The organism is Mycobacterium scrofulaceum (genome assembly GCF_002086735.1).
GTDB lineage: Bacteria > Actinomycetota > Actinomycetes > Mycobacteriales > Mycobacteriaceae > Mycobacterium > Mycobacterium scrofulaceum.
Map to the genome: position 1 here is coordinate 1 of NZ_MVIJ01000062.1, position 18,050 is coordinate 18,050.

Annotated in this window: 19 protein-coding genes and 1 pseudogene; 8 read left to right on the forward strand and 12 right to left on the reverse strand. The window is 70.0% G+C overall.

Translation table 11 applies throughout. The features are described 5' to 3' along the window. The 4 genes and pseudogenes from BST44_RS25550 to BST44_RS25565 form a co-directional block, all read right to left on the reverse strand. A pseudogene (locus tag BST44_RS25550) lies at positions 1–227 on the reverse strand (13E12 repeat family protein); the annotation flags it as partial. A 107-nt stretch (positions 228–334) separates the two neighbouring features. Then, positions 335–1,015 carry a DUF6629 family protein gene (locus tag BST44_RS25555; RefSeq protein WP_083179723.1) on the reverse strand — a complete coding sequence of 227 codons (681 nt, stop codon included), beginning with the start codon at positions 1,013–1,015 and terminating at the stop codon, positions 335–337. 40 nt (positions 1,016–1,055) lie between these two features. After that, positions 1,056–2,111, reverse strand: a complete 1,056-nt coding sequence (locus BST44_RS25560) for a zinc-binding metallopeptidase family protein (RefSeq protein WP_083179724.1) — start codon at positions 2,109–2,111, stop codon at positions 1,056–1,058. After that, positions 2,104–3,045 (reverse strand): transglutaminase family protein, encoded by a 942-nt coding sequence (locus BST44_RS25565; RefSeq protein WP_208619883.1) that lies wholly within the window; start codon positions 3,043–3,045, stop codon positions 2,104–2,106. The genes BST44_RS25560 and BST44_RS25565 overlap by 8 nt, the downstream gene beginning before the upstream one ends. 90 nt (positions 3,046–3,135) lie before the next feature. Between BST44_RS25565 and BST44_RS25570 the strand changes: the two genes are divergently transcribed. Next, positions 3,136–3,525, forward strand: a complete 390-nt coding sequence (locus BST44_RS25570) for an MmcQ/YjbR family DNA-binding protein (RefSeq protein ID WP_083179725.1) — start codon at positions 3,136–3,138, stop codon at positions 3,523–3,525. Between the two features lie 6 nt (positions 3,526–3,531). Here the strand turns inward: BST44_RS25570 and BST44_RS25575 are convergent, their stop codons facing one another. The 4 genes from BST44_RS25575 to aspS all read right to left on the reverse strand — a co-directional run bounded on the left by BST44_RS25575 (position 3,532) and on the right by aspS (position 7,326). Further along, positions 3,532–4,563: an FUSC family protein gene (locus BST44_RS25575; protein ID WP_083179726.1), complete on the reverse strand. Its 1,032-nt coding sequence runs from the start codon at positions 4,561–4,563 to the stop codon at positions 3,532–3,534. 4 nt (positions 4,564–4,567) lie between these two features. After that, positions 4,568–5,011, reverse strand: a complete 444-nt coding sequence (locus BST44_RS25580) for a nitroreductase family deazaflavin-dependent oxidoreductase (protein WP_083179727.1) — start codon at positions 5,009–5,011, stop codon at positions 4,568–4,570. Positions 5,012–5,124: 113 nt separating this feature from the next. Then, positions 5,125–5,430, reverse strand: a complete 306-nt coding sequence (locus BST44_RS25585; RefSeq protein ID WP_083179728.1) for a hypothetical protein — start codon at positions 5,428–5,430, stop codon at positions 5,125–5,127. A gap of 132 nt (positions 5,431–5,562) precedes the next feature. Then, positions 5,563–7,326 (reverse strand): aspartate--tRNA ligase, encoded by a 1,764-nt coding sequence (gene aspS / locus BST44_RS25590; RefSeq protein WP_083179729.1) that lies wholly within the window; start codon positions 7,324–7,326, stop codon positions 5,563–5,565. Positions 7,327–7,388: 62 nt separating this feature from the next. Here aspS and BST44_RS25595 point away from each other — a divergent pair, with 62 nt between their 5' ends. From BST44_RS25595 to ypfJ, 3 genes are read left to right on the forward strand one after another with little or no spacing between them, the layout of a single operon-like run. Next, positions 7,389–8,276: an oxidoreductase gene (locus BST44_RS25595; protein ID WP_208619884.1), complete on the forward strand. Its 888-nt coding sequence runs from the start codon at positions 7,389–7,391 to the stop codon at positions 8,274–8,276. Between the two features lie 9 nt (positions 8,277–8,285). Next, positions 8,286–8,789, forward strand: coding sequence for an SRPBCC family protein (locus BST44_RS25600; protein ID WP_083179731.1), 504 nt, complete (start codon positions 8,286–8,288; stop codon positions 8,787–8,789). Between the two features lie 9 nt (positions 8,790–8,798). Then, the gene (gene ypfJ, locus BST44_RS25605; protein ID WP_083179732.1) at positions 8,799–9,674 is read left to right on the forward strand and encodes a KPN_02809 family neutral zinc metallopeptidase; all 876 of its coding nucleotides are present in this window, start codon (positions 8,799–8,801) and stop codon (positions 9,672–9,674) included. On the opposite strand, the gene BST44_RS25610 is transcribed toward ypfJ, so the two are convergent. Further along, positions 9,671–10,540 carry a dihydrodipicolinate synthase family protein gene (locus BST44_RS25610; RefSeq protein ID WP_083179733.1) on the reverse strand — a complete coding sequence of 290 codons (870 nt, stop codon included), beginning with the start codon at positions 10,538–10,540 and terminating at the stop codon, positions 9,671–9,673. The two genes, ypfJ and BST44_RS25610, sit on opposite strands and share 4 nt — an antisense overlap. 33 nt (positions 10,541–10,573) lie before the next feature. Further along, complete coding sequence (locus tag BST44_RS25615; protein ID WP_083179734.1) at positions 10,574–11,362, reverse strand: aldolase; 789 nt, start codon at positions 11,360–11,362, stop codon at positions 10,574–10,576. Positions 11,363–11,416: 54 nt separating this feature from the next. Here BST44_RS25615 and BST44_RS25620 point away from each other — a divergent pair, with 54 nt between their 5' ends. Both BST44_RS25620 and BST44_RS25630 read left to right on the forward strand, forming a co-directional pair. Next, positions 11,417–11,950 carry a helix-turn-helix domain-containing protein gene (locus tag BST44_RS25620; RefSeq protein ID WP_083179735.1) on the forward strand — a complete coding sequence of 178 codons (534 nt, stop codon included), beginning with the start codon at positions 11,417–11,419 and terminating at the stop codon, positions 11,948–11,950. A gap of 408 nt (positions 11,951–12,358) precedes the next feature. Then, positions 12,359–13,972: an MFS transporter gene (locus BST44_RS25630; RefSeq protein WP_244184943.1), complete on the forward strand. Its 1,614-nt coding sequence runs from the start codon at positions 12,359–12,361 to the stop codon at positions 13,970–13,972. A gap of 29 nt (positions 13,973–14,001) precedes the next feature. Here BST44_RS25630 and BST44_RS25635 read toward each other — a convergent pair whose 3' ends face one another. Further along, a complete protein-coding gene (locus tag BST44_RS25635) occupies positions 14,002–14,445 on the reverse strand; it encodes an Rv2576c family protein (protein ID WP_083179737.1) in 444 nt (147 codons plus the stop codon). A 62-nt stretch (positions 14,446–14,507) separates the two neighbouring features. Here BST44_RS25635 and BST44_RS25640 point away from each other — a divergent pair, with 62 nt between their 5' ends. Beyond that, positions 14,508–15,353, forward strand: coding sequence for a patatin-like phospholipase family protein (locus BST44_RS25640; protein WP_083179738.1), 846 nt, complete (start codon positions 14,508–14,510; stop codon positions 15,351–15,353). Positions 15,354–15,401: 48 nt separating this feature from the next. Then, positions 15,402–17,000, forward strand: a complete 1,599-nt coding sequence (locus tag BST44_RS25645; protein ID WP_083179739.1) for a purple acid phosphatase family protein — start codon at positions 15,402–15,404, stop codon at positions 16,998–17,000. Here the strand turns inward: BST44_RS25645 and BST44_RS25650 are convergent, their stop codons facing one another. Continuing rightward, the gene (locus tag BST44_RS25650; protein WP_083179740.1) at positions 17,001–18,029 is read right to left on the reverse strand and encodes an Rv2578c family radical SAM protein; all 1,029 of its coding nucleotides are present in this window, start codon (positions 18,027–18,029) and stop codon (positions 17,001–17,003) included. It abuts the gene before it with no gap. Positions 18,030–18,050: the final 21 nt, after the last annotated feature.

An 18,050-nucleotide genomic window follows, 5' to 3' on the forward strand; every position in this document is an offset into this window, starting at 1 on the left:
GTGCGCAGCGACCCACCTAACTGTTCGGGGCTGGCCTGGGCGTCGAGCTGATTGATCAACGCGTGCTGCGGTGTGCGCAGCCGGCGGGCCACACTTTCCACCCGCTCCAAGGCGCGCAGCCGCTCCGGGGTGGTGAGCACGTCGAAGGACAAGTCGCACAGTCGGTCCGCGTCGCCGTCGAGCGCGTCGATGACCTCGACGATCTCCTCACGACTACTCGCACCCATGCCCCAGACTCTAGGAACACCCACCGACAAAAACGCCCCCGTTGTGACTCACGAAACCCAAGTGACACAAGGGAATACAGAAATTCCGCGTTACCTACGAACGGCAGTCACACGTTCGACGTCGCGCGATCCCCGGCGGCGCCGTGCAAGCGGTGCGGATCGGGAAGTCGCCGGCGGCGCACCATGTGCACCAGCACCAGGATCGACAGCATCGCGGCGTAGATGCACCACAGCGACGCGAAGGCCTGCACGTAGAGAAGGGCGACCACGACCAGCCCCACCAGGTTCGCCAAGCCGAACACGACGATCGAGCGATAGCCCGACATCAGCGCCGGGCCGATGACGGCGACGACGTAGAGCACCGCCCACAGGTAGCCGTTGTGAACACCGGTCTGGTATTCCAGCGCGTGCGGGTGCGTCTTCACCCCGACGGGTTCGGTGAGGATCACGACGGCCAGGTAGGCCGACACGACGGTGCCCAGCACCGCGAAGGGCGTCACCCGCAGTCGGGCGCCGCGCGGCTCGAGCATCAAGATCCCCCACGGGACGAGCACCGGAAGCAACGGCAGGGCGATGAAGACGTATGCGCGCGCGGCCAACTGCGCCACTCCGGGGGAGACAACGTCGTTGGGCCACACCGCCGCCTCGAGGAACTGGTGGATCGCGAACACCGTCGGCAGCAAGGCGAAGGGCAGTTCGCGCCAGCGCCTGACCTCCCGCAGGCTCGCCACCGCGACCGGAATCAGCGCCGCACCCACGACCAGGTCCGCCGTCGCCGAAAAGCACACCGCGGCAGGGTGCCCGTTTGTGCGGCCGTCAATCCCCCGGCTAGCCCGCTATGGCGGCCGGACCCCGCGACTCCGACGTCACCTCGTCAATCACGGTGTGGATGAACCTCATCTTCTCCAGCACCGCGACCGGCAGCACGAACGGGTACAGGTCGTCGTGACCCATCGACCGGTTCACCATGTTCAGCGACCATGACAGCGGCAGCCACATGTCGATGATCGTCTGGAAAGCGCTGGGCCCCAACGCCGGCCGGTCGAAGGTCGCCGACGCCGACGCGAAGCCGCACCATGCCGACGTGTCCAGGGTGTCGCGGATGTGCAGGTAATGCGCGAACGTCTCGGCCCAGTCCTCGGCGGGATGCATGGTCGCATACGACGACACGAAGTCTTCCTGCCAGTCCTCGGGCGGCCCCTCGCTGTAATGCCGGTCGAGCGCCGCCTGGTAGTCGGCGTCGGGGTCGCCGAACAACTCGTTGAAGCGCGCCAGGTACTCGCCGGACGGGGCGATCAGCCGGTAGAAGTAGTAGTGCCCGATCTCGTGCCGGAAGTGCCCCAGCAGGGTGCGGTAGGGCTCCTCCATCTCCACCCGCAGCTGCTCCCGGTGCACGTCGTCGCCCTCGGCCAGGTCCAGCGTGATGACGCCGTTGTCGTGACCGGTCATCACCTGCTCGTGCGCGCTGGACAGCAGGTGAAAGGCCAGCCCCTGCTCGGTGTCCTCGTCACGGCCGATGATCGGCAGCTTCAGCTCGTGCAGCTCGGCGATCAGCCGCCGCTTGGCCGCCTCGGCCCGGGCAAATTCGGCCAGCCCGGCCGTGTCGGCGTCGTTGGGGCGCACCGTGGTCAGCGCGCAGGACGCGCACAGCAGCCGCGGATTGTTGACCGGCACCAGCCAATTGCATTCGGCCAACAGAAGATTGGCGCACAGCTGATACTCGGCGGCGTCGACGAAACCGGCGTGTTCGCCGGCGTTCTCCTCGGCGATGACCAGCAGGGCCATCTGGTCCAGCGAAAACCCCAGCGCGCTACCGCAATTGAGACATGTGGAGTTCTCGAACGTCAGGCGTTGGCCGCAGTTGGGGCAGTTGAAGTCACGCATGGAGCACGTCCCCCTCGAACGGCACCACGTCGACGGCGACGTCGATCACGCTGTGTTCGGAATCGGTGTAGATGATGCCCCGCAGCGGCGGCACGTCCGCGTAGTCGCGGCCTCGCCCCACGATGATGTAGCGCTCGTCGACCAGCTGGTCGTTGGTGGGATCCAGCCCCAGCCATTCGAACTGGCCGGGCTCCTGCGGTGTCCACACCGCCGCCCAGGCATGGGTGGCGTCAATACCGATCATTCGATCCTTCCCCGGTGGCGGGTCAGTGGCCAGGTAGCCGGACACGTAGCTGGCCGCAAGACCGTTGGCACGCAGGCAGGCGATTGCCAGCCTCGCAAAGTCCTGACATACCCCTTCCCGGGCCGCCAGAACCTCATTTACCCCGGTGGAAATCGTCGTCGAGCCCGAGCGGTAGGCGAAGTCGGCGAAAATTCGCGACGCGAGGTCGCGCAGGACGTCGACCAGCGGGCGCTCCGGGGCGAAACTGGCCGCCGCGTACTCGCGGACCTCGTCGGTGATCTCGGGCGGATTGAGGTCCAAGGTGAACTCGGCGGCGAGCGCTCCCCCGCCCCCGGCCGGACGGGCGGCCTCCCACGGTTGGACCGCCGGGCCGCTGGTGTAGAGCCCGGGGGCCGGCGGATACACGTCGACGATGGAGTCGCTGGTGACCGTCAGGGTGTGGTGCGGCTCGGTGACGTGGAAGTAGGAGCTGATGTTGCCGTACACATCGCCACTGGTGGAGACGTCGGCGGGGGCCGGATCGATGGTCAACCGGTGCACCACGCAACGTTGCCGCAGCGAATCGCGCGGCGTGAGGAACCCGCGGCCGTAAGAGCTGGTCACGACGTCGGAGTACCGGTACTCGGTGCGGTGGGTGACGCGATGGCGGCGGGCGATCCCGGCGTCAGCTTCAGACACAAGGCTGATCACATCACACACCGGGCCGTTACGCGCCGTCCGCGACGCGAACCGTTTGCCAATACGACGGCACGCGCGCCAAAGCGGGAGCACAATCGGAATGTGGCCACGTGGTACGACGTCGCCCGCATCGTTCGTGAGCTGGCACTCACCTCCGAGCCGTCACCGCATGACTGGCGGGTCGGCAAGAAGTTGCTGGCCTGGGAGCGGCCGCTGCGCCCGTCCGAACGCGAGGCCCTGGACCGCGACGGGCTGGGACCGCCGGAGGGTGACATCCTCGGCGTGCGGGTGTCCGACGAGGGGGTCAAGTTCGGGTTGATCGCCGACGAGCCGGATATTTACTTCACCACCCCGCATTTCGACGGCTACCCGGTGGTGCTGGTCGAACTGGACGCGGTCTCGGTCCGCGGCCTCGAGGAGCTGATCACCGAGGCCTGGCTGACGCAGGCGCCGCGGAAGTTGGTCCAGGAGTACCTGGCCCAATCGCGCTGATCTCCCTCACACGTGCCGGAGGTCGATGACCCGTTGCAGATCGTCGACGCACGCGCTGACGGCGTCGGCGAGGATCGACTGCGCTTTGTCCCGCACGCCCGACCGCAGTTCCGACGCGTGCCGACGCGCGGACGCGGTGTACGCGCACGCGCCGGCGGGGTCGCGGTCCGCGAGGGCGGTCGCGGCCGCCAGCACCACCAACACCGAGTGCACGGGCCGGGCGGGCCCCGCGCCGCCGCCGTCCCCGCCGGGGGCCACGGCCCGGGCAAGTTGCAACACCGAACCGGCCAGCAGGGCCACGTACACGGCCTGGTGGTCGGCGGCCTCGAGCGTGTCCCGCAGGCCCCACCGTCGCGGGGCGATGGCGACGACGTGGCGGGCGGTGGTGCGCGCCTCGAGCAGTCCGCTGAGTTGTTCCTGCACCCGGTCGACGGCCGTCAACGGCCAGTCTTGCGGCGGCGCTGTGCGCCCGGCGGCGACGTCCGCGGCGCGTGACAGGACGTCATGCAGCACGCCGAGCACGCCGACGCGCGCGGTCCGCAGCACCTTCAGTGGGTCGGCGGGGAACAGCAGGACCGCGAAGACGATGGCCACCGCGCCGCCGATCAGCGCGTCGAAGATGCGCTCCAGACCGACCCCGCCGCGGTAGAGGGCAAGCACCAGGATCGCCGACACCACGGTCTGGTTCGCGAACATCATGCCGTGCCCGATGAACCCGCCCCCGATGAACACCGCGGCGCCGAGCGCGACCAGCGCGGCGATCGCGATGGGGAACGCCCCCGGCCCCAGCAGCGCCTGCACCGCGGAGCCGAGCCCGATCCCCAGGGTCACCCCGACCATCATCTGAACGGCGCGCTGCGCGCGGAGCACGTTGCTGGTCGACAGCGACACCGCCGCGGCGATCGGCGCGAAGAACGGCTGCGGGTGATCGAGGACGTCGTGGGCGAGGTACCACGACAGGCCGGCGGCCGTCGCGGTCTGGACCAGGTTGAACCACACCACGCGCAGCCGCTTGCTGCCCGCACGCGCGGCGTTCACGGAGTCAGGCCGGTTGCAGCTCGAACAGCGGAATCACCCGGCTGGTCTTCGACTGGTACTCGGCGAACCCGGGCGCCGCGGCGGTGACCTTGCCGAACAACGTGTCCCGCTCGTCGGACGGCAGTTCGCGCGCCGTGACGGCGAACTCCTGCACTCCCTGCGGCGCGCCGATCTCGACGCGCGCCTGTGGGTTGGCGCGCAGATTGTGCACCCACGCCGGGCTGACGGGCGAGCCGGCGAACGATCCGATGATGATCAGCTTGCCGTCGATGCGGAAGTAGGCCAGCGGCGAGACCCGCTGCTGCCCCGACTTGGCGCCGGTCGTGGTGAGCAACAGCAGGTCGGCGTTGGCGAACTGGCCGCCCACGTCGCCGCCGTTGGCGCGGAACTCGTCGATGATGGTCTCGTTGAACGCGTTGATCGTTTGGGTGTCAGGCGTGTCGGTCATAGCCGGTCAAACCTTCTCCCGCTCGGCATCTATTCCGGACCCTCTGCTGAGCGACCGTTGCCGTCCGTTGTGTGTGGGTGGGTGCCGGACGGCGGGTCACCGCACGTGGATGGCTAACCCATTGTCCCCATTGTCAAGATCGCTCCCGCGGCGAGCGAAATGATGGTCACGAGGGCGAAAAAGATCACCGCGATTGCCGCTCGCGCGACGTCCTCCTCGCTGGGGCGCCAGCTGGTCTTGAGGTCAATCAGTGGAGCTTTGACTCGGGCGGCGAATGCTTCGGCCTTGGCTCCGACGGCCGACGCGGCAGTCCGGGGGCTTATCTCCGATTCATGCGCCAGGCCAAAGAAAAAACCCGCACCCGCATGCCGGTAGGCCGCAAAAGGCTCAGTTGCGGCCAATGACGCCGAACTATTCATGTCGTCAACGCTACAAACCGGGCGTGAATACTCAGTCACTGCTCGGCAAAGATGACTAACGGTACGAGCACGAGTCGACAACTAGTGCCCGGCGCCGGGCGACTCACTCGCCACGGCTGCGCCGCGTGCAGGTCATCGATCCGGCTTGGCGTCTATGCCGGACTCCTTGCGCTGCTGCGCAGTGATCGGGGCGGGCGCATTGGTGAGCGGGTCGACGCCGCCGCCGGTCTTGGGGAAGGCGATCACCTCGCGGATCGAGTCCACCCGGGACAGCAGCGCGTTGATCCGGTCCCAGCCGAACGCAATCCCGCCGTGCGGCGGTGCGCCAAAGGTGAAGGCCTCCAACAGGAACCCGAACTTCTCCTCCGCCTCGGCCCGGTCCAGACCCATCACGGCGAACACCCGCTCCTGGATCTCGCGGCGGTGGATACGGATCGAGCCGCCACCGATCTCGTTGCCGTTGCAGACGATGTCGTAGGCGTCGGCCAGCACGGCGCCGGGATCGGTGTCGACGGACTTCTCGAACTCCGGCTTGGGCGAGGTGAAGGCGTGGTGCACCGCGGTCCACGCACCCGAGCCGACGGCCACGTCACCGGCGGCCGTCGCCTCGTCGGCGGGCTCGAACAGCGGCGGGTCCACCACCCAGACGAACGCCCACGCGTCCGGGTCGATCATGTCCAGCCGGGCGGCGATCTCCCCGCGGGCGGCGCCCAGTAGGGCCCGCGACGACTTCGGCGGGCCGGCCGAGAAGAAGATGCAGTCCCCCGGCTTCGCCCCGACGTGCGCGGCAAGCCCGTCCCGTTCGGCGTCGCTGAGGTTCTTGGCCACCGGGCCGCCGAGCGTGCCGTCGTCGGCGACCAGCACGTAGGCCAGCCCCCGGTGGCCGCGCTGCTTGGCCCACTCCTGCCAGCCGTCCAGCGTGCGCCGCGGCTGCGACGCCCCGCCGGGCATCACCACGGCCCCGACGTACGGGGCCTGGAAAACGCGAAAGGTGGTGTCTTTGAAGAACTCTGTGCACTCGACCAGCTCCAGCCCGAACCGCATGTCGGGCTTGTCCGAGCCGAACCGGCGCATCGCGTCGGCGTAGGTGATCCGCGGGATCGGCGTCGGGACCCGGTATCCGATCAACGCCCACAGCGCGGTCAGGATCTCCTCGGAGATCGCGATGATGTCCTCGGCGTCGACGAAGCTCATCTCCATGTCGAGCTGGGTGAACTCGGGCTGGCGGTCGGCGCGGAAATCCTCGTCGCGGTAGCAGCGGGCGATCTGGTAGTAGCGCTCCATCCCGGCCACCATCAGCAGCTGCTTGAACAGCTGCGGGCTCTGCGGCAGCGCGTAGAACGAGCCGGGGTGCAGCCGGGCGGGCACCAGGAAGTCGCGCGCGCCTTCCGGCGTCGAGCGGGTGATCGTCGGGGTTTCGATCTCGACGAAGTCGTGGCCGGCCAGCACTGCGCGCGCGGCGGCATTCACCTTGGAGCGCAGGCGGAGCGCCGCGGCCGGCCCGTCGCGGCGCAGGTCGAGGTAGCGGTACTTCAGCCGCAGCTCCTCGCCGGCGGGCTCGTCGAGCTGAAACGGCAGCGGCGCGCTGTCCCCCAGCACGGTCAGCGAGGAGGCGTTGACCTCGATGTCGCCGGTGGGGATTTCGGGGTTGGCGTTGCCCTCCGGGCGGACCTCGACGACCCCGGTGACCGCGACGCAGAACTCGGCCCGCAACCGGTGCGCCTGGGCCAGCACGTCAGACTCGCGGAACACCACCTGGGCGACGCCGGAGGCGTCCCGCAGGTCGATGAAGATCACCCCGCCGTGGTCGCGGCGGCGAGCCACCCAGCCCGCTAACGTCACCTGCTGACCGGCGTCGCTGCTTCTCAGCGATCCGGCGGCGTGGCTGCGCAGCACAAAAACTCCTCTTCAGCAGGCTTGGGACGAGTGACCAGTCTAGAGGAGGTACTTTCGGACCTATTGCCACCACCATCGCACTAGTCGGCCCGGGCGCCGTCGGCACGACGGTCGCCGCGCTGCTCCACCAGGCCGGGCATTCGGTGCTGGTGTGCGGCCACACCCCCCGTGAGCGCATCGAATTGCGGCCCGACGGCGCGGATCCGATCGTGGTGCCCGGCCCGGTGCACACCGATCCCGGCGAGGTCACCGGCCCCGTCGACGTGGTGGTGCTGGCGGTCAAGGCCACCCAGAACCAGGCGGCGGCCGGCTGGCTGGACCGCCTCTGCGACGCGCACACGGTCGTCGTGGTGCTGCAAAACGGTGTGGAGCAAGTCGAGCAGGTGCAGCCGCACTGCCCGTCGTCGCCCGTGGTCCCCGGGATCGTGTGGTACTCCGCGGAGACCCAGCCCGAGGGGTGGGTGCGGCTGCGCACCGAGCCCGCACTGGTGCTGCCGAGTGGGCCTGCGGCGCAGGCGATCGCCGAGCTGCTGCGCGGTGCCGGGTGCCGGGTGGACTGCGACCCCGACTTCGTCACGGCGGCCTGGCGCAAGCTGCTCACCAACGCGCTGGCCGGCTTCATGGCGCTGTCCGGGCGGCGATCCGGCATGTTCCGCCGCGACGACGTCGCCGAACTGTCGCGCCGCTACGTCGCCGAGTGCCTGGCGGTCGCGCGGGCCGAGGGCGCCAACCTGCCCGACGCCATCGTCGACGAGCTGGGGGACATGTTCCGCCGCGTTGCCGAGGACATGGGCACCTCGATCCTGGCCGACCGTGAGCACGGACGGCGGATGGAGTGGGACATCCGCAACGGGGTGATCATCCGCAAGGCGCGGGCGCATGGTCTGGCGACGCCGATCAGCGACGTCGTTGTGCCGCTGTTGGCCGCGGCGAGCGACGGCCCCGGTTAGATTGATCCCATGTTCCCCTGCGAGCACGTCGACCTGAGCTTCATCGACAGCGCGCCTTTCGTGTTCCGCAACAGCGTCGACCTCGCGATCACGCCGGAGCAGCTCTTCGAGGTGCTCGCCGATGCCCAGGCGTGGCCGCGCTGGGCCAGCGTGATCACCAAGGTGACCTGGACCAGCCCCGAGCCGCGCGGGGTCGGCACCACCCGCGTCGTGGAGATGCGCGGCGGCATCGTCGGCAACGAGGAGTTCTTGGCCTGGGAGCCCTTCAGTCACATGGCTTTTCGATTCAACGAATGCTCGACGCAGGCGGTGGCCGCGTTCGCCGAGGACTACCGGGTCGAGGTGATCCCGGGCGGCTGCCGGCTGACCTGGACCATGGCGCAGCAGCCCGCGGGCCCCGCCCGGCTGGCGATGTACGTGGTGGGGCCGCTGCTGAACCTGGGGCTTCGCCGATTCCTGCACAACCTGCGCAGCTACACCGATGCCCGCTACTCCGCGGCCCCGCAACACTAGGAGCGTGCCATGAGCTTCAACGAGGGAATGCAGATCGACACCAGCACCGCCTCCTCGTCGGGCGGGGGCGGCATGGGGATGGCCCTCGGGGGCGGCGGACTGGGCCTGCTCATCCTGGTCGGCGCGCTGTTGCTGGGCGTGGATCCGGGGCGCGTGCTCAACCAGCAGCAGAACACCAGCGGCTACTCAGCGCCCGGGTTCGACCTGAGCCAGTGCAAGACCGGGGCGGACGCCAACAAGTACGTGCAGTGCCGCGTGGTCGCCACCGGCAACTCGGTGGACGCCGTGTGGAAACAGCTGATGCGGGGCTACACCCGCCCGCACGTGCGGCTGTTCACGGGCTCGGTCGACACCGGCTGCGGGCCGGCGACCACCGCGGTCGGGCCGTTCTACTGCCCCGTCGACCAGACCGCGTACTTCGACACCGACTTCTTCCGGGAGTTGGTCGACAAGTTCGGCTCCAGCGGCGGGCCGTTCGCCCAGGAGTACGTGGTGGCCCACGAATACGGCCACCACGTCCAGCAATTACAGGGCGTCCTGGGCCGCTCCCAGCAAGGGGCGAAGGGCGCCGGCGGCAACGGGGTGCGCACGGAGCTGCAGGCGGACTGCTACGCGGGGATCTGGGCGCACTACGCGTCGACGGTCAAACAGGAGAGCACCGGCGTGCCCTACCTGCAGCCGTTGAGCGACCAGGACATCTCCGACGCCCTGTCGGCCGCGGCGTCGGTGGGCGATGACCGGATCCAGAAGGAAGCGACCGGGCGGGTCAACCCGGAGTCGTGGACGCACGGGTCGTCGGAGCAGCGGCAACATTGGTTCACCGTCGGGTACCAGACGGGCGACCCCAAGCAGTGCGACACCTTCGACGCCCCCAATCTGGGCTAGCGAGCCAGCAGCTGCTTCAGAAGCGCACGGCCGTCCTCGTCGAGCGGCAGCAGCGGCGGGCGGGGATCCCCGACCGGGAAGCCGAGCAGTTCCAGGCCGGCCTTGACCGTGGTGGCCAGGCCCCCGGCGACGATGAACTGCAGCAGCGGCTTGAGGTCGTCGTAGCGGGCCTGCGCCTGGTCGAGGTCATCCGCGCGCACCGCGTCGTACAGGTCGATGCACGGCTGGGGACGCAAACACGGTGCGGCCGTGCACCATCCGGAGGCGCCGGCTTTGAGGGCGTCAAGCACCAACGGGTTGCTGCCGTTGTAGAAGGGCAGCCTGCCGCCGGACAACTCGGAGATGCGCCGCATGCGGGTCAGGTCGCCGGTGGACTCCTTCACCATGGTGACGTTCTCGATGGTGTCGAACATGCGGACCAGCAGCTCCGGGGGCATGTCGACGCCGCTGGTGGCCGGGTTGTTGTAGGCCATGATCGGGATCGAGATGGCGTCGCTGACGCTGCGGTAGTGCGCGACGATCTCGCGCTCGGACAGCTTCCAGTAGGACACCGGCAGGATCATCACCGCGTGGGCGCCGGCCCGCTGCGCGTACTGCGCACGCCGAACGGTCTTGGCGGTGGTCACATCCGAGACGCCGACGATCACCGGGACCCGGCCGGCCACCGTCGCGATCGTGGTGTCGACCACGGTGTCGAACTCGGGCTCGTCCAGGTAGGCCAGTTCGCCGGTGCTGCCCAGCGGTGCGATCGCATGCACGCCGGAGGAAACCAGCCGGCCGACCAGCGCGGCCAGCCTCTCGGTGTTGATGCCGTCGTGGGCGAACGGAGTCACCGGGTAGGCGATGATGCCGTGGACGTCGGGCACGGGCGGACTCCTCGAATCGTGTTGAACGGGGTCTTAATTGGCGAGCGCGTCCGGATGCCGGGCCAGCGCCCGGCGGGCGTAGTAGGCGAAGTTGGCCCGGCTGCGCTGCGGTGAAAGCGTCCAGTCGTGGGCCTCGCGAGCCAGCTGCTCGGGGAGCTCCTTGACGGTGCCGGCCGCCATCGCGGCCAGCTGCAGCCTGGCGGCCCGCTCGATGAGGACCGCCAACGAGCACGCCTCCTCGACGCTGGCGCCGGCCACCACCTGGCCGTGATGCGCCAGCAGCACCGCCTTCTTGTCGCCGAGGGCGGCGGTGATGATCTCCCCCTCCTCGTTGCCGACCGGCACGCCGGGCCATTCGGCGAGGAACGCGCAGTCGTCGTAGAGCGGCGTCGTGTCCATGTGGGAGACGATCAGCGGGACTTCGAGCATCGACAGCGCCGCGACGTGGAATGGATGGGTGTGCACGATGCATTGCACGTCCGGGCGGGCGCGATAGATCCAGCTGTGAAAGCGGTTGGCGGGGTTGGGCATTCCGTCACCGTCAAGGACGTTGAGATCCTCGTCCACCAGCAGCAGGTTGGCGTCGGTGATCTCGTCGAACCCGAGGCCCAGCCGCTGGGTGTAGTAGGCGCCCTCGGCCTCCGCCCGGGCGGTGATCTGCCCCGCCAGCCCCGAGTCGTGCCCGGCGTCGAACAGGGCGCGACAGGTCAGCGCCAGCTTCTGGCGGGTGGTCAGGGCGGCTTCGCTGGCCTGGGAGGCGGTCAGCTGCTCGGCGGCGCGCCGCATCAGTTCGGCTTTGGAATCGGTGAACGTGCCGCCCATATGACACAATGTAACAGAATAGGAAACCTTGTGTCATTCACCCGCGGGAGGCCCGTGACTGCACTACTTCGCGCGGTCCGCACGCAACGCGGCCTGACCCTCGAGGCGCTGGCCGAGCAGACCGGGCTGACCAAGAGCTACCTGTCCAAGATCGAACGCGGGCAGAGCACCCCGTCGATCGCGGTGGCCCTCAAGGTGGCCAAGGCCCTCGACGTCGACGTCGGCCGGTTGTTCTCCGACGGGGAGGCGCGGGAGAAGATCGCGGTCGACCGGGCGCCCGCCGGCGCCGACCGTCGGCGCTACCGGGTGCTGGCGTCGTCGCTGCTGGGAAAGTCCATGTCGCCGTTCGTGGTTCGGCCCGCAGAAGGGCCCGCCGACGATCCCCACCCCGAGCACGGCGGCCAGGAATTCCTGTTCGTGCACGCCGGCAGCGTCGAACTCGGGTACGGCGACCAGACGATCACGCTCGGCACCGGCGACAGCGCCTATTTCGACGCGTCGGTCGCCCACACGATCCGGTCCGTCGGCGCCCGGCCGGCCGAGGTCGTCGTCGTCGCCCACGAGCCGGGCGGCCGCACGCTGCGGTGACGCCGCTCGTCCCATGGCGGCGGCCCGCTTCGCCCAGCTCCGCCGCGCTCACGACCACCGCTCGTCCCATGGCGGCGGCCCGCTTCGCCCAGCTCCGCCGCGCTCACGACCACCGCTCGTCCCATGGCGGCGGCCCGCTTCGCCCAGCTCCGCCGCGCTCACGACCACCGCTCGTCCCATGGCGGCGGCCCGCTTCGCCCAGCTCCGCCGCGCTCACGACCACCGCTCGTCCCATGGCGGCGGCCCGCTTCGCCCAGCTCCGCCGCGCTCACGACCACCGCTCGTCCCATGGCGGCGGCCCGCTTCGCCCAGCTCCGCCGCGCTCACGACCACCGCTAGGTCGTGCGCGCGCCGGGTGCGTGTCCTAAACTTTCACCCCGCCGCACGACGCGAAAGGCGTTGCCCCGTATGTCGGACATGACGCAGGAGCGCACCGACACCGCGGAGGTGTCGGTATGGACCCCGTTGGGCAACCGGGTTTTCCGCGCACTGTTCATCGCGCAGTTCGTCTCCAACGTCGGCACCTGGATGCAGAGCGTGGCCGCGCAATGGTTTCTGGTGGAGGCCCACAGCAGTGCCACCGTCGTGGCGCTGGTCCAGACGGCGAGCCTGGGGCCGACGCTGCTGCTGGGGTTGTTCGCCGGCGCGCTCGCCGACGTGTTCGACCAGCGGCGGCTGCTGATGTTCCTGCAGTCGTACGCGGTGGCGGTGGCGCTGGTGCTGGCCGGGCTGACCTATTTCGGCCACCTCACGCCGGCCGCGCTGCTGTTGTTCACCCTGGCCATCGGCGTCGCCTCCGCGCTGACCGCGCCGGCCTGGCAGGCGATCCAGCCCGAGGTCGTCGCGCGCGACCAGATCACCGCCGCCGCCACGTTGTCGAGCGTGTCGGTGAACGTCGCCCGCGTGGCCGGACCGGCCATCGGCGGCATCGTCCTGGCCGCGGCCGGACCGGCGGCGGTCTTCGCGATCAACGCGATCTCGTTCGTCGGCATCATCGTCGCCCTGGCGGCATGGCGCCGGCCGACGCAGATCGCGCCCGTCGAACGCGAACACCTCGGCCAGGCGATCATGACCGGGTTGGGCTACGCCGTGCACGGCCCGATCTTCCGCAGGATCCTGTTGCGCGCCGCCCTTTTCGTCTTCCCCGCCTCGGCCCTGTTGGCGCTGTTGCCGGTGGCCGCCGCGGATACCTGGCACTTGGGGGCGGGCGGCTACGGTATGGCGCTGGGCGCCATCGGTTTTGGGGCGATGCTCGCCGTCGCGGTGCCCGCGCCGTTGCGGCAGAAGGTGCCGCCCAACACGCTGCTGGCCGGGTGCGCGGCCGCGTACGGCACGGCCACGCTCGCGGTGGTCTGGCTGCCGTTCGCCGCGGCGGCACCCTTCCTGGTGCTGTCGGGGATGACTTGGCTGATCACGCTGACGACGCTGAACGCCGCCGCGCAGCTGCACCTGCCGCGCTGGGTCCGGGCCCGCGGGCTGGCGATGTACCTGCTGGTCTTCACGGGGTCTCAGGCCCTCGGCTCCTTCCTCTGGGGCCTGATCGCCACCCGGGAGGGTCTCGGCGTGGCGCTGACGCTGTCGGCGGTGCTGCTCGGCGCCGCGGCCGTCAGCGTCGTCCCGTTCGGCTTGCGGCCGGACACCGGGAAGCTGAGCCGCGACATCTCGCGGGCCTGGCCGTCGCCGATGGTCGTCTTCGAACCGTGCCCCAACGACGGTCCCGTGCTGGTGACCGTCCGCTATCGGGTCGCGACGGACCGCCTGCAGGATTTCGTCGAGGCGATGAGCGCGGTCAGGCGGTCACGGTTGCGGACGGGCGGCCACAGCTGGGGGCTGTACCACAGCCTCGGACATCCCGACACCGTCCTGGAGAGGTTCACCGTGCCGTCGTGGACGGAATTCGAACGCCAGCACACCGAACGCTGGCTGGAGTCCGACGACGACGGGGTGACGAGGGCGGTGGGCTACACCCTGGACCGCACGCGACGGCACGAGTACTACCTCGCGTTGCGGGTGCACCGCTAAGCGGCTCTACCGGATCACCCTCGACCGGATCACCAGGGGCGCGTCGAGCACGTCACGCCGGTGGTGGCGCTCTGCGTCACCACGACCTGGCCGTCGACGGCGATCTGGCACTGGATCTGCGGGGTGTTCGACGAATCGCAGTCCGGCCAGTGGCAACCGCCGCTCGCGTTGACGAACGCCCACTGATTCGGGTCGTTCAGCGTCGTGTTGTACACCAGCGGCTGGCCCGCGGCGAACGCCGTCTGCACGCTGCTCAGGTACTGCGACGAGTTGGCGTTGAAGGCCGCCTGGCTGGGCGGATCGGAGTTCATGTAGCGGACGTTGCCGGTGAGGTTGCCGGTGGCGGTGATGGTGTAAGTCACCTGGTGGCCGGCAGGATCCGCAGAGGAGGTCGCGGGCGTGACGGCCACCGCTGCGGCTGCCGCAAACGTCGCCACCGCGACCCCCGTGGTCACTATTCGCACGTTCGTCATATCGAAAACGCTACCCAATTCGTTACGGCGCCACGCGTGGAAAAGGTCCCTACGATGCATCTGTGCCCACGGCCTTCGTGTTGTCCGGCGCGGCCAGCCTCGGCGCGATCCACGTCGGGATGCTGCTCGCGCTGGCCGACGAGGGGGAACGCCCCGACCTCATCGTCGGGACGTCCGTCGGCGCGGTCAATGGCGGGTGGATCGCCTCCCGGCCCGACCGCGCGGGGATCCGCGGGCTGGCCGACCTGTGGATCTCGCTGTCGCGAAAGGAGATCTTCCCCGCCCGGCCGATCGCCGGGGCGATGGGCATGCTGGGCCGCCGCTCGCACCTGGTCCCCAACACCGGATTGCGGCGGCTGCTGGCCGACGAGCTGGAGTTCACCCGACTCGAGGAGGCGCCGATCCCGCTGCACGTGGTGGCCACCGACGTGGTCTCCGGCGGCGACGTGCTGCTGTCTTCGGGCAACGCGGTCGATGCGATCGTGGCCAGCGCAGCCATCCCCGGCGTGTTCCCGCCGGTGCGGGTCGGCGGGCGCGACCTGATGGACGGCGGCGTCGTGAACAACACCCCGGTGTCGCACGCCGTCGCGTTGGGCGCGGACCGGGTCTGGGTGCTGCCCACGGGTTATTCGTGCGCCCTTCCCGCCGCGCCGAAGACGGCGGTCAACATGGCGTTGCACGCGATGACCCTCGCCGTGAACCATCGGCTGGCCGTCGACGTCGAGCGCTTCGAGCGGGCCGTCGACTTGCGCGTCATTCGCCCGCTGTGCCCGGTCGCCACCTCCGGGGCCGACTTCTCGCACGCGGCGACGCTCATCGAGCGCTCGCATGCGGCCACCCGCGAATGGCTGGCGGCCCGCCCGCCGTCCACCGGCCAGGCCGGACTGCTCGCGTCGCACCGGCACTGACGGTCGGCCGTTCCGCCGGCGTTCACCGCGCTCGGGTATGAAGCAGGTGTGGTCGACGAGCCCGCACCGCCCCGCGACGGTCCCCCCGTCCCCGGCTTCAGCCGCCGCAGGTTGCTGACGACCGGCGCGGTCTCGGCCGCGCTCGGCGCGGGCGTGGGCGGCGGGGCCGCGCTGCTGTGGTCCCACCCCGGCGCGCCCGCGTTCTGGTATCAGCCGGGCCGCAACGGCGCGCCGCCGGTGACCGGGCTGCACCTGCAATTCGGCCGGCATGCCGGCACCGAGGTCGTCGTCTCGTGGCACACCGTCGAGGCCGTCCGGAACCCCCGCGTGATGATCGGTACGCCGGCGTCGGGGCTGGGGCGCACGGTCGCGGCCGAGACCCGCACCTACCGCGACGCCCAGTCCAACGCCGAGGTCCGGGTGAACCACGCCCGCGTGACCGGCCTGACCCCGGACACCGACTACGTGTACGCGGCGGTGCACGACGGCGCGGAGCCGGAGATGGGCACCGTCCGGACCGGTCCGTCGGGGCGAAAACCGTTCCGCTTCACCAGCTTCGGCGACCAGTCCACGCCGACTCTGGAGAGGATGCCCGACGGCAGCTACGGCACCGACAACATCGGGTCGCCCGCCTCCGCCGACACCACCCTGGCGGTCGAGCGGATGGCGCCGTTGTTCAACCTGGTCAATGGCGACCTGTGCTACGCCAACCTCGCCCACGACCGGGTCCGCACCTGGGCGGCCTGGTTCGAGAACAACACCCGGTCGGCGCGCTACCGGCCGTGGATGCCCGCCGCGGGCAACCACGAGAACGAGTGGGGCAACGGGCCGATCGGCTACGGCGCGTATCAGGCGTATTTCACGGTGCCCGACTCGGGATCGGCCCCCGAGACCCGCGGCCTGTGGTACTCGTTCACCGCCGGCTCGGTGCGGGTGATCAGCCTGAACAACGACGACGTGGCGTTTCAGGACGGCGGCAACTTCTACGTGCACGGATACTCGGGTGGCGAGCAAAGGCGTTGGCTGGCAACGGAACTGGCCGCCGCGCGGCGCGATCGCGACATCGACTGGATCGTTGTGTGCATGCACCAGACGGCGATCTCCACCGCCGACCAACCCGCCAACGGCGCCGACCTGGGGATCCGCGAGGAATGGCTCCCGCTGTTCGACCAGTACCAGGTCGACCTGGTGGTGTGCGGCCACGAGCACCATTACGAACGGTCACACCCGTTGCGCGGCGCGCAGCCGACCGACACCCGCACGCCGATCCCCGTGGGCACCCGCGGTGACGTCATCGACTCCACCAAGGGAACCGTGCACGTGGTGATCGGCGGCGGCGGCACCTCCGCCCCCAGCAACGCCTTCTTCTTCGCCGAGCCGCGCTGCCGCGTGCTGACCGGTGTCGGAGCGTTCGACCCCGGGCTCGGGCGCAAGGCGCCGATCTACGTCCTGGAGGACGCCCCGTGGTCCGCCTTCCGCGACCGGGACAATCCGTACGGCTTCGCGGCGTTCGACGTGGACCCGGGTCAACCCGGCGGCAACACCTCGATCGCGGCCACGCACTACGCGCTGAGCGGGCCATTCGGGGCGGTCACCGAAGTGGACCGGTTCACGCTGACCAAGCCGCGCCGCGACAGGCCGGCCTAGTCAAAACAACGTCGCCTGAACGGGTTCCGGCTCCGCCCGGGGCGCGGCGGGCTGGCGGAACGGGCGTTGCCCGCCGCCCAGCCGGTACTTCGCGATCAGCGGCGCCGCCCGGCCCCGCAGCATCTCGCGGTAACCCGGCGGCAGGTACGCCCCCCGCCGGTACAGCTCGCGGTAGGGAGCCACGAGTTCGGGGTGTGAGCGCCCCAGCCAGGACATGAACCAGCCGCGGGTCGAGCCCCGCAGGTGCAGGCCGAACACCGTGGCGCCGGTGGCGCCGGCCGCCGCGACTTGACCGAGCAGCCGGTCGAGGTGCTCTTCCGAGTCGGTCAGGTGCGGCAGCACCGGCGCCACCATCACGTGACAATCCAGGCCGGCGTCGCGGATCGCGGCGATCAGGCCCAGCCGCGCCTGCGGCGTGGGCGTGCCCGGCTCGACGTCTCGGTGCAGGTCGGCGTCGCCGACCGCCAGCGACACCGCGACCGACAGCGGAACGTGTTGCGCCGCTTCGGCGATCAACGGCAGGTCGCGCCGCAGCAGCGTGCCCTTGGTGAGGATCGACAGCGGCGTGCCGGATTCGGCGAGGGCGCCGATAATGCCGGGCATCAGCGCATAGCGCCCCTCGGCCCGCTGGTAGGGGTCGGTGTTGGTGCCCAACGCGACGGTCTCGCGCCGCCACGATGGCCGCCGCAACTCGCGGCGCAGCACCTCGACGACGTTGCTCTTGACGACGACCTGGCTGTCGAAGTCGCTGCCGCAGTCGAAGTCCAGGTATTCGTGCGTCGGCCGGGCGAAACAGTAGCGGCACGCGTGCGAGCAGCCGCGGTAGCCGTTGACCGTGTACCGGAAGGGCAGCGCCGAAGCGCCGGGCACCTTGTTGAGCGCGGACTTGCACAGCACCTCGTGGAACGTGATGCCCTCGAACTGCGGCGCCCGCACGCTGCGGACGAGGCCGATGCGCTGCAGACCCGGCAGCGCCCCGTCCTCGACGGGCGCCCCGTTGACCGCGATGGCCTGGTCCGCCCAGCGCATGACCTATTCGAACATCAGTTC